This is a genomic window from Janthinobacterium sp. GW821-FHT03A03 (assembly GCF_059421435.1).
The window spans coordinates 1,402,957-1,413,714 of the sequence record NZ_JBWKUZ010000001.1; the positions used below are offsets into that span (position 1 = coordinate 1,402,957).

Genomic DNA, 10,758 nt, shown 5'->3' on the forward strand with positions numbered 1-10,758 from the left:
GGGATGCCCCCCCTGGCGCATCCACATTGTTTATGCTGCTATCTTTTTCTCGTCGCGCAAGGCGCGACGCAAAATCTTGCCGACGTTGGTCTTCGGCAGTTCATCGCGGAATTCGATGTATTTCGGCCGCTTGTAGCCCGTGAACTGCTCCTTGCAATACGCGGCCAGCACTTCCTGGGTCAGGTTGGGGTCCTTGCGTACGACAAAGACTTTCACGGCCTCGCCCGAGTGTTCATCGGGTACGCCCACGCAGGCGCATTCGAGCACGCCCGGATGGGCCGCGATGACGGCCTCGACTTCGTTGGGATAGACGTTGAAACCGGAGACGAGGATCATGTCTTTCTTGCGGTCCACGATCTTCACGTAGCCACGCTCGTCCATGATGCCCACGTCGCCCGATTTGAAATAACCATCTTGTGTCATGACCTTGGCCGTCTCATCGGGACGGTTCCAGTAGCCGCTCATCACTTGCGGGCCGCGGATGGCGATTTCGCCCGTCTGGCCCAGCGGTACTTCCTTGCCGTCATCGTCGAGGATGGCGATGTCGGTCGATGGCACGGGCAAGCCGATGGTGCCGGAAAACGCCGTGCTGTCGGCGCGGTTGCAGGTGGCGACGGGCGACGTTTCCGACAAGCCATAACCTTCGATGATGGACACGCCCGTCACCTGCAGCCACTTGTCGTTGACGGCTTGCTGCACCGCCATGCCGCCGCCATTGGCGATCTTCAAGCCCGAGAAATCGAGTTTGGCGAAATCGGGGTGATTGACCAGCGCGTTATACAACGTATTGACCGCCGGCAACAAATTGAATTTGTATTTGCCCAGTTCCTTGATCAGGCCCGGGATATCGCGCGGATTCGGGATCAGGATATTCAGGGCCCCCACGCGCGTGCCCCACATGGCGCACGCCGTCAGGGCAAAGATATGGTACAGCGGCAAGGCGCAGACGATGATCAGTTGCTCGCGGCTATTCTGGTCGAGCGCCGCGCCCGACCACGCTTCGCTTTGCAGCACGTTGGCGATCACATTGCGGTGGCTCAAGGTCGCGCCTTTCGACACGCCTGTCGTGCCGCCCGTATATTGCAGGAAAGCGGCGTCGTGGATGCTCAGCTCGACGGGCGTGAGCTTCATGCGGCTGCCCAGCGCCAGCGCCTGCTTGAAACGCATGGCGTTCGGCAGGGAATACGCGGGCACCATCTTCTTGACGTTGCGCACGACAAAATTGACGATCATGCCCTTCAAGCCACCGAGCATCTCGCCCATGCTGGCGACGACGATGTGCTTGACGGCCGTCTTGCTCAATACTTGCTCGACCGTATGGGCAAAATTTTCCAGCACGATGATGGCTTCGCTGCCCGAATCGTTGAGCTGGTGCTCAAGTTCGCGCGGCGTGTACAGCGGGTTGACGTTGACCACCGTATAGCCGGCGCGCAGCACGGCGGCAATGGCCACCGGATACTGCAGCACGTTCGGCATCATCAGGGCGACTCTGGCCCCCTTCTTCAGCCCACGGCTTTGCAGAAAGGCCCCCAGCTGGCGCGAATAGGTATCGAGTTCGGCGTAGGTGAGAAATTTGTCCATGCAGACATAGGCATTGCGGTCCGCATATTTTTGAAACGCTTCTTCCAGCAAATGCACCAGCGAACGATATTGATCAGGATCGATGTCGGCGGGGACGCCGGGAGGGTACGACTTCAGCCAAATTTTTTCCATCCTGTGCCTCTTGTCTCGAATCATCGTGGGGGAGCCGGCGCACCTTGCCGGCGCGGATCATTGCTGCGGATTCTGTTGTCCGGCAGTCAGTTTGAGCATTCTGACGAGCAATTGCTCTATGCTACTAATGCGATGCTATCGGGCGCCGCGCTTCCATGCAAGCGCTTTCAACAGTATTCGAGCGGCAACTCTAGGGGTATTTTATGCTGCAATGCAGCATGGCAAATACACTGTTGCAGGATCACTCGCCCTGACGTGCGGGACAAACTTTACGGGTCAGGGGCTGGACAATTGTTCCAGCGCCTGCCTGCGCTCAGGCTTCTTGATCTGGGCCATTGTGTGCACTGCAGCATAAAAAGCACGAAAGTTCTTTTTTTCTTCCAGCAATTTTTTGAAGGCAGGCAAAAATTCATTGTAGGTGGAGATGGAAGCCAGGTGCGCATTGCTCAAGGGCTGCTCGAACCAGCGGTCGTAACCGGCAAAACCACCCCAGTGTTGCTTGAGCAACTGATAGGCGTCTTGCAACGCCGCGAATATCTGCGCCTTGCGCGCGCGCTTGTCCGTATCGCTGGCCTCGCTCGCATACACGGCTTCCAGTTCCCCCCGATACTTCAGCAGCAGGGCCAGAAAATCCTGGCGCCGCGCCGTGTACTGGGCGTAGGCCATGCGCATGGCATCATTGCCCTCATGCGCCAGCCAGCGCTGCACGCCCGCCTCTTCCACGGCGCTGGCAAACGATTCGTTGAAAGCGGAATCGCCGGGCACGTACACCACCTGGTGCGCCAGTTCATGGAAAATCAGACGCGCCAGTTCCGCATCGTTGTAGTTGATAAAGGTCGACAGCAGGGGATCGTCAAACCAGCCCAGCGTGGAATACGCAGGCACGCCGCCCACCTGCACGTCGTAATGCTGGGCGCGCAACTCGTCGGCATACGCGAGCGCCTCATCCTTGCTGTAATAGCCGCGGTAATTGACGCAGCCGGCGATGGGGAAACACCATTGCAGCGGCTGCAGCGACAGTTCCGGCGTGGCCACCACATTCCACAGCACAAAGGGGCGCCGCAAGGCCGCGTAATTCTTGTAGCTGCCATTGTCGGGCAAGTCCAGTTCGCTGACGGCAAAGCGGCGGATCTGCTGCGCCTTGGCCAGGCGCACTTTCAGGCGCGGTTCGGTGGCCGGGTCATCGAGCCAGGCATCGACGGGGCGCGCGCCGGACCACAGTGCATATTGCCCCTGCGCCGCCTGGGCATAATAGCGCAGCTGCGTGCAGCCGCCCAGCGACAGGCACAGCACGCCGACAAGCAGCCGGGCCGGCCAGTGCACCATGTCAGGCAACCTTTTCCACTTCGACCAGCGTGTCATAAAAGGTGGGCGCACGGCCCATGTCCGTCAGGCGCTGGCTGGTGACTTCATTGGCGTTCTTGCCATCGCTGGCGAGCTTTTTCCACCACACGGACAAGCCCACCACCAGGCCTCTTCTCGCCTTGTCCGTGACCCTGGCCTTGGCGACAAAACTGCCGCGGTCATTGAAGATGCGCACCATGTCGCCCGCCGCGATGCCGCGTGCGGCGCTGTCGTCAGGGTGGATGTCCAGGTGCGGCTCGCCCTCGGCTGCGCGCAGGCTCTTCACGTTCACAAAGGTGGAATTGAGAAAATTGCGTGCCGGCGGGGAAATCATGGCCAGCGGGAAGCGCGCCGCCAGCGCGGGATTGCTGGCCAGCGATTCGTGCGGCGCAATATAGGTCGGCAAGGGATCGAGTCCCGCCTGCGCCATGGCCTCCGAATACAGCTCGCACTTTCCCGATGGCGTGGGGAAACCACCTTCGGCAAAGGGTGCCTCGGGCATGGCCAGCTTTTGCCAGCCCCTGCGTTTCAGCGATTCCCAGTCGAAATGCACGGCGCGCGCATCTGTGTTGTCGAACGCCCTGGCCGCCAGCGCATCGTCGCTTTCCTGGAAGCAAGGGTCATCAAAGCCCATGTATCGGGCCAGCAGGCGGAAGATTTCCGTGTTCGCCTTCGCTTCGCCCAGCGGCGCCACGGCCGCGTTGTTCGCCATCATGTACAGATGGCCATAGGTGGAATGGGCGTCGACGTGTTCCAGCTGCGTGGTGGCGGGCAGCACGATGTCGGCGTAATCGACAGTATCGGTCTGGAAGTGTTCGAGCACGACCGTAAACAGGTCTTCGCGGGCAAAACCCTGTGCCACTTTCGCGGAATCGGGCGCCACCGCCAGCGGATTCGAGTTGTAGACGATGACGGCCTCGACTTGCGGGCCGAACTCGGGCGAGCTTTCTTTCAATAAATCGTCGCCGATGGTACTCATGTTGATCGTGCGCGGCGTGCCTTTGAGCAAATCTGGACGCTGCAGGGCCTTGCGGTTGACGGGGAAGGAACCCGAGCTCGACAGCTGCATGCCGCCGGCCGGATGGCGCCACGCGCCCGTCAGGGCCGGCAGGCAGGCGATATTGCGCACGGCCATGCCGCCGCCATGCACGCGCTGCACGCCGTAGTTGGTACGGATGGCGGCGCCCTCGCCAGAACGGCAGGCCTGGCCGTACAGGCGCGCCAGTTCCACCACTTCCGTGGCCGTGATGCCGCACACTTCGGCCACGCGCTCGGGCGGCCATTCCAGGGCCCGCTGCTTCAAGGCCTCGTAACCAATAGTGTAGCGCTCGATGTAATCGTGATCGAGCATATCTTCCACAATCAAGACATGCATCAAACCCAGCGCCAGGGCGGCGTCGGTGCCCGGCAGCAAGGCGATATGCTGGTGGCATTTTTCGGCCGTCAGCGAACGGTACGGGTCGATGGCGATCAGCGTGGCGCCATGACGCTTGGCTTCCTGCGCGCGCATCCAGAAGTGCAGGTTCGAGGCGATCGGGTTGCCGCCCCAGATGATGATCAATTTGGCGTTCTGGAACTGCTCCAGGTCCGTGCCGATGCTGGCGCCCACCGTGTAGCGGTAGCCCGTGGCGCCGGCCGACGCGCAAATGGTGCGGTCCAGCAAGGAAGCACCGAGCTGGTTGAAAAAGCGCGACGACATCGATTCGCCCTGCACCAGGCCCATGGTGCCGCAGTAGCTGTACGGCAAGATCGCCTGCGGATCGCGCGCGGCGATCGGTTTCAGGCGGGCCGCGATGGTCGTCAGTGCCTCCTCCCAGCTGATGGGCTCGAACTTGCCTTCGCCTTTCCTGCCCACGCGGCGCAGCGGCGTCAGCAAGCGGTCCGCATGGTAGGTGCGCTCCGTGAAGCGCGACACCTTGGTGCACAGCACGCCAGCCGTGGTCGGGTGGTCGGGATCGCCCTTGACGGCGGTGGCCACGCCATCGGTCACCGTGACCAGGAGGGCACAGGTATCTGGGCAATCGAGCGGGCAGGCGGCGCGCACTTGGGTGGTGGTCATGGTGCAATCCAAAAACGTTGGCGGAAGGCGATACTGTAAACCATTCCGCGCGCTTGCTGTTGGCGCCATGGCAAGCTGGTCCGTGCGCTGGATTTACCCGGCAAACAAGGGCTACAATGCATTGTTAGCCGCGCCTGTTTTTGATCAAACAGACGCGGTCCGGCGCGCCATACATTGCTGCGTGCCAGCATCCACAGGAGAGTCCCATGAAACTAGTTGATCCGATCTTGGCGTTTCAATCCGAGCTGCAAGGTATCCGCCGCGACCTGCATGCGCACCCCGAGCTGTGCTACGAAGAACAGCGCACCTCGGACGTCGTCGCCGCCAAACTGACGGAATGGGGCATTCCCGTGGTACGCGGCCTGGGCCGCACTGGCGTGGTCGGCATCATCCAGCATGGCAGCTCCAAGCGTGCCATCGGCCTGCGCGCCGACATGGATGCCTTGCCGATGCAGGAAATGAATACCTTTGAGCATGCCTCGCGCCACCCGGGCAAGATGCACGCCTGCGGCCACGACGGCCACACGGCCATGCTGCTCGGCGCGGCCCATTATCTGGCGCAACACCGCAACTTCGATGGCACGGTCTACCTGGTCTTCCAGCCGGCCGAGGAAGGCGGCGCCGGCGCGCGCGAAATGATAGCAGACGGCTTGTTTACCCGCTTCCCCATGGACGCCATCTACGGCATGCACAACTGGCCAGGCGCGGAAACGGGCACGCTGAGCGTGGTGGAAGGGCCGATGATGGCGTCGAGCAATGAATTCCACGTCACCGTCAAGGGCAAGGGCGCCCACGCGGCCCAGCCCCACAAGGGCATCGACCCCGTGATGGTGGCCGTGCAGATCGCGCAAAGCTGGCAAACCGTCATCACGCGCAACAAGAGCCCGCTCGATACGGCCGTGCTGTCGATCACGCAAATCCATGCGGGCAGTGCCACCAACGTGATTCCCGATGACGCCAGCCTGGTCGGCACCGTGCGCACCTTCACCACGCCCGTGCTGGACCTGATCGAAGAGCGCATGCGCGACATCGCCGTGCACACGGCGGCCGCTTTTGGCGCGGAAGTCGAGTTCCACTTCAAGCGCAACTATCCGCCGCTGGTCAACCATGCGAAAGAAACGGCGTTTGCCGTCGACGTGATGAAAAGCGTGGTGGGGGCCGAGAAGGTCAACGCGAATGTCGAACCGACCATGGGCGCGGAAGATTTCGCGTTTTTCCTGCAGGAAAAAGCCGGCTGCTACATCTTCATCGGCAATGGCGATGGCGAGCACCGCGATGGCGGCCACGGCCTGGGGCCGTGCGTCTTGCACAATGGCAGTTACGACTTCAACGACCAATTACTGCCGATCGGCGCCAGTTTCTGGGTCAGACTGGCCGAAGCGAGCCTGCCCATCGCTTGAATCAGCTCAGTTTATCCGGGGCAATGCCCAGGCGCTGGCCCGGATTCAACGCTTCCAGGGCCAGTAAGGCCGCCGCATGGTCGGCCGTCGGGTACGTTTCGGCAAGAGTTTCATAGCGCTGCGTCACCAGTTGCGTCACCGGCAAGGTGACGTGCGCCGCTTCCGCCGCCGCCAGGATATTGTGCATATCCTTGATCTGACTCTTCACCTGCCCACCGGCAACAAAATTGCGTTCCAGCATGCGCTGGCCATGCACGTCCAAAATCTTGCTCTCAGCAAAACCGCCGCGGATGGCCGCCCGCACGGCAGCCGCATCGGCGCCGGCCGCCTGGGCCAGCAACAGCGCTTCCGCCACGATATTCAGGGTGGCGCCCACGATCAGCTGGTTGCACAGCTTGGCCACTTGGCCGCTGCCGGGCGGCCCGACCAGTGTCGGCCGCCCCATGGCCGCCAGGATAGTTTCCACGCGCGCGTAATCGCTGCTACTGGCGCCGGCCATGATGGCCAGCGTACCGGCCTGCGCGCCGCCAACCCCGCCCGACACGGGCGCGTCGATGAAGCCATGGCCGGCGGCGTGCAAAGTGGCATGAAATTGCTGGGCTTCCGATTGCTTGGTGGAACTCATGTCGATCCACAGCGCCCCAGCGCGCAAGGCCGGCAGCGCTTCCTGCAGCAGTTGCGCCACGATGGGACCGGCTTCCAGCATCGAAATGACCACGTCCGCGCCGCTGACCGCCTCAGCGATGGAAACAGCCGGCTGCGCCCCTGCCGCGCGCAGGACTTGGGCCTTGCTGTGCGTGCGATTCCAAATTGTGACAGAATATCCAGCGCGTAGCAGGCACCGGACCATCGGATCCCCCATCAGACCGATACCGAGAAATGCGATTTTTGTAGAGAATGTCAATTGAACCCCTGATATCAACAAGTGGCGAAAGCGGCATGCAAAACAAGGTGCCTGTGCAAACAAGACAAGCCTATCGGCCAATTTTACGATGAAAGCCTCTATGTTCTTCAAGAAGAATCTCCTCAAGTCCATCGCCGCCCTAGCCGCGCTGATGGCAGCCAACGCCGGCTTTGCTGCCGACGGCAAACTGATCGACTCCGTCTACGGCGAATATGCCAAGGGTGTCAAGGTGCAGATGCTGCGCGCCGGCGTGACGTCGAACTGGGATAAAGCCTGGTTTGTATCGAATGGCACGCAGCTCAGTGGTTACTGGGATGCGAGCATCGGCGGCTGGGATGGCAAGAGCTATCGCAACGTCCCTGGCCAGCATCAAAAACTGTGGGATCTGGGCTTTACTCCCGTCTTCCGCTTTGAAAACACGAATAAGCTGGGCTTCTATGCGGAAGGCGGTATTGGCGTACACATGCTGTCCAAGCTGTACGACAACGACGATAACCGCCTGTCGACCCACTTCCAGTTCGGCGACCATATCGGTGTCGGCTATGTGTTCAATAACAAATGGGAAGTCGCTGCGAAAATCCAGCATTTCTCGAACGGCGGCTACAAGAAACCGAATAGCGGCGTCAATTACATGAACGTCAAAGTCGCTTATCACTTTTAATGGGTTTGATAAATGACAAAGGCAGCGCGCAGCGCTGCCTTTTTTTCGTCCGTGCGCCGTGCAAGCGCGGCAATCTGTGGACGTAAAAAAACCCCCACCGGATCACCGATGGGGGTTTTTTCGAATAACAAGCCTGACGATAACCTACTTTCACACTGGTTGCAGCACTATCATCGGCGCAAAGTTGTTTCACGGTCCTGTTCGGGATGGGAAGGGGTGGGACCAACTTGCTATGGTCATCAGGCATAACTTGTACTGACGCTTGTTCTCTATTGAGCAACAAGGCCATGAATCTGGAAGAAGTAGGATTATTTACTGAGATATTAGTGTTACAACACTAAGGGGTAATGATTGCGATCAACATTCACGCAACATGTACTTTCTTATCCTCTGTACCTGCTAAGGTTATAGGGACAAGCCGTACGGGCAATTAGTACTGGTTAGCTTAATGCATTACTGCACTTCCACACCCAGCCTATCAACGTCCTGGTCTCGAACGACCCTTCAAAGAGCTCAAGGCTCTGGGAAATCTCATCTCAAGGCAAGTTTCCCGCTTAGATGCTTTCAGCGGTTATCTCTTCCGAACTTAGCTACCCGGCAATGCCACTGGCGTGACAACCGGTACACCAGAGGTTCGTCCACTCCGGTCCTCTCGTACTAGGAGCAGCCCCCTTCAAATTTCCAACGCCCACGGCAGATAGGGACCAAACTGTCTCACGACGTTTTAAACCCAGCTCACGTACCACTTTAAATGGCGAACAGCCATACCCTTGGGACCGGCTACAGCCCCAGGATGTGATGAGCCGACATCGAGGTGCCAAACTCCCCCGTCGATATGAACTCTTGGGAGGAATCAGCCTGTTATCCCCAGAGTACCTTTTATCCGTTGAGCGATGGCCCTTCCATACAGAACCACCGGATCACTATGTCCTACTTTCGTACCTGCTCGACTTGTCAGTCTCGCAGTTAAGCACGCTTATGCCATTGCACTATCAACACGATGTCCGACCGTATCTAGCGTACCTTCGAACTCCTCCGTTACACTTTAGGAGGAGACCGCCCCAGTCAAACTGCCTACCATGCACTGTCCCCGATCCGGATAACGGACCAAGGTTAGAACCTCAAACAAACCAGGGTGGTATTTCAAGGTTGGCTCCACGAGAACTAGCGTCCCCGCTTCAAAGCCTCCCACCTATCCTACACAGATTGGTTCAAAGTCCAATGCAAAGCTACAGTAAAGGTTCATGGGGTCTTTCCGTCTAGCCGCGGGTAGATTGCATCATCACAAACATTTCAACTTCGCTGAGTCTCGGGAGGAGACAGTGTGGCCATCGTTACGCCATTCGTGCAGGTCGGAACTTACCCGACAAGGAATTTCGCTACCTTAGGACCGTTATAGTTACGGCCGCCGTTTACTGGGACTTCAATCAAGAGCTTGCACCCCATCATTTAATCTTCCAGCACCGGGCAGGCGTCACACCCTATACGTCCACTTTCGTGTTTGCAGAGTGCTGTGTTTTTATTAAACAGTCGCAGCCACCAGTTTATTGCAACCCTTTCACCCTTCCACAGTAAAGTGGTCAAGCTACCGGGGCGTACCTTTTCCCGAAGTTACGGTACCAATTTGCCGAGTTCCTTCTCCCGAGTTCTCTCAAGCGCCTTAGAATACTCATCTCGCCCACCTGTGTCGGTTTGCGGTACGGTCTCGTATGACTGAAGCTTAGAGGCTTTTCTTGGAACCACTTCCGATTGCTTCGTGAACAAGTTCACTCGTCCCATCCCCTTGAATTCCGCGCCCGGATTTGCCTAAGCGCCTTCTATGAGACAGAAACTGACTATTCCAACAGTCAGACAACCTTCCGCGATCCGTCCCCCCATCGCATCATACGACGGTGCAGGAATATTAACCTGCTTCCCATCAGCTACGCATCTCTGCCTCGCCTTAGGGGCCGACTCACCCTGCTCCGATGAACGTTGAACAGGAAACCTTGGGCTTACGGCGTGGAGGCTTTTCACCCCCATTATCGCTACTCATGTCAGCATTCGCACTTCTGATACCTCCAGCATCCTTTACAAGACACCTTCGCAGGCTTACAGAACGCTCTCCTACCATATCCAATAAAGGATATCCGCAGCTTCGGTGACTGGCTTAGCCCCGTTACATCTTCCGCGCAGGACGACTCGATCAGTGAGCTATTACGCTTTCTTTAAATGATGGCTGCTTCTAAGCCAACATCCTGACTGTTTTAGCCTTCCCACTTCGTTTTCCACTTAGCCAATCTTTGGGACCTTAGCTGGCGGTCTGGGTTGTTTCCCTCTTGACGCCGGACGTTAGCACCCGACGTCTGTCTCCCAAGCTCGCACTCATCGGTATTCGGAGTTTGCAATGGTTTGGTAAGTCGCAATGACCCCCTAGCCATAACAGTGCTCTACCCCCGATGGTGATACTTGAGGCACTACCTAAATAGTTTTCGGAGAGAACCAGCTATTTCCAAGTTTGTTTAGCCTTTCACCCCTACCCACAGCTCATCCCCTAATTTTTCAACATTAGTGGGTTCGGACCTCCAGGGCGTGTTACCGCACCTTCATCCTGGCCATGAGTAGATCACTTGGTTTCGGGTCTACACCCAGCGACTGATCGCCCTATTCGGACTCGATTTCTCTACGGCTTCCCTAT

At 58.6% G+C, this 10,758-nt stretch carries 6 protein-coding genes and 2 rRNA genes; 2 read left to right on the top strand and 6 right to left on the bottom strand.

Annotation, left to right across the window (positions count from 1 at the left end; genetic code table 11):
- Positions 1-30 precede the first annotated feature (30 nt).
- The 3 genes from AC07VI_RS06495 to AC07VI_RS06505 form a co-directional block, all read right to left on the bottom strand.
- Positions 31-1,713: a long-chain fatty acid--CoA ligase gene (locus AC07VI_RS06495; RefSeq protein ID WP_086144744.1), complete on the bottom strand. Its 1,683-nt coding sequence runs from the start codon at positions 1,711-1,713 to the stop codon at positions 31-33.
- 276 nt (positions 1,714-1,989) lie between these two features.
- Positions 1,990-3,039, bottom strand: a complete 1,050-nt coding sequence (locus tag AC07VI_RS06500; RefSeq protein WP_086144745.1) for an aminopeptidase — start codon at positions 3,037-3,039, stop codon at positions 1,990-1,992.
- 1 nt (position 3,040) lies between these two features.
- Positions 3,041-5,116 carry a molybdopterin-containing oxidoreductase family protein gene (locus tag AC07VI_RS06505; protein WP_492996203.1) on the bottom strand — a complete coding sequence of 692 codons (2,076 nt, stop codon included), beginning with the start codon at positions 5,114-5,116 and terminating at the stop codon, positions 3,041-3,043.
- Positions 5,117-5,322: 206 nt separating this feature from the next.
- Between AC07VI_RS06505 and AC07VI_RS06510 the strand changes: the two genes are divergently transcribed.
- Positions 5,323-6,516, top strand: a complete 1,194-nt coding sequence (locus AC07VI_RS06510) for a M20 aminoacylase family protein (RefSeq protein WP_086144747.1) — start codon at positions 5,323-5,325, stop codon at positions 6,514-6,516.
- Position 6,517: 1 nt separating this feature from the next.
- Here the strand turns inward: AC07VI_RS06510 and AC07VI_RS06515 are convergent, their stop codons facing one another.
- Complete coding sequence (locus AC07VI_RS06515) at positions 6,518-7,420, bottom strand: NAD(P)-dependent oxidoreductase (RefSeq protein ID WP_492996205.1); 903 nt, start codon at positions 7,418-7,420, stop codon at positions 6,518-6,520.
- An 88-nt stretch (positions 7,421-7,508) separates the two neighbouring features.
- Between AC07VI_RS06515 and AC07VI_RS06520 the strand changes: the two genes are divergently transcribed.
- Positions 7,509-8,081, top strand: a complete 573-nt coding sequence (locus AC07VI_RS06520) for an acyloxyacyl hydrolase (RefSeq protein ID WP_226936392.1) — start codon at positions 7,509-7,511, stop codon at positions 8,079-8,081.
- Positions 8,082-8,212: 131 nt separating this feature from the next.
- Here the strand turns inward: AC07VI_RS06520 and rrf are convergent.
- Together rrf and AC07VI_RS06530 are read right to left on the bottom strand one after the other, a co-directional pair.
- A 5S ribosomal RNA gene (rrf, locus tag AC07VI_RS06525) occupies positions 8,213-8,325 on the bottom strand.
- A 165-nt stretch (positions 8,326-8,490) separates the two neighbouring features.
- A 23S ribosomal RNA gene (locus AC07VI_RS06530) occupies positions 8,491-10,758 on the bottom strand; the annotation flags it as partial.

What these genes read in the sequence shown, in the direction of transcription:
- AC07VI_RS06495 (WP_086144744.1), bottom strand. Translation starts at nt 1,713, where the DNA reads ATGGAAAAAATTTGGCTGAAGTCGTACCCTCCCGGCGTCCCCGCCGAC.
- AC07VI_RS06500 (WP_086144745.1), bottom strand. Translation starts at nt 3,039, where the DNA reads ATGGTGCACTGGCCGGCCCGGCTGCTTGTCGGCGTGCTGTGCCTGTCG.
- AC07VI_RS06505 (WP_492996203.1), bottom strand. Translation starts at nt 5,116, where the DNA reads ATGACCACCACCCAAGTGCGCGCCGCCTGCCCGCTCGATTGCCCAGAT.
- AC07VI_RS06510 (WP_086144747.1), top strand. Translation starts at nt 5,323, where the DNA reads ATGAAACTAGTTGATCCGATCTTGGCGTTTCAATCCGAGCTGCAAGGT.
- AC07VI_RS06520 (WP_226936392.1), top strand. Translation starts at nt 7,509, where the DNA reads ATGAAAGCCTCTATGTTCTTCAAGAAGAATCTCCTCAAGTCCATCGCC.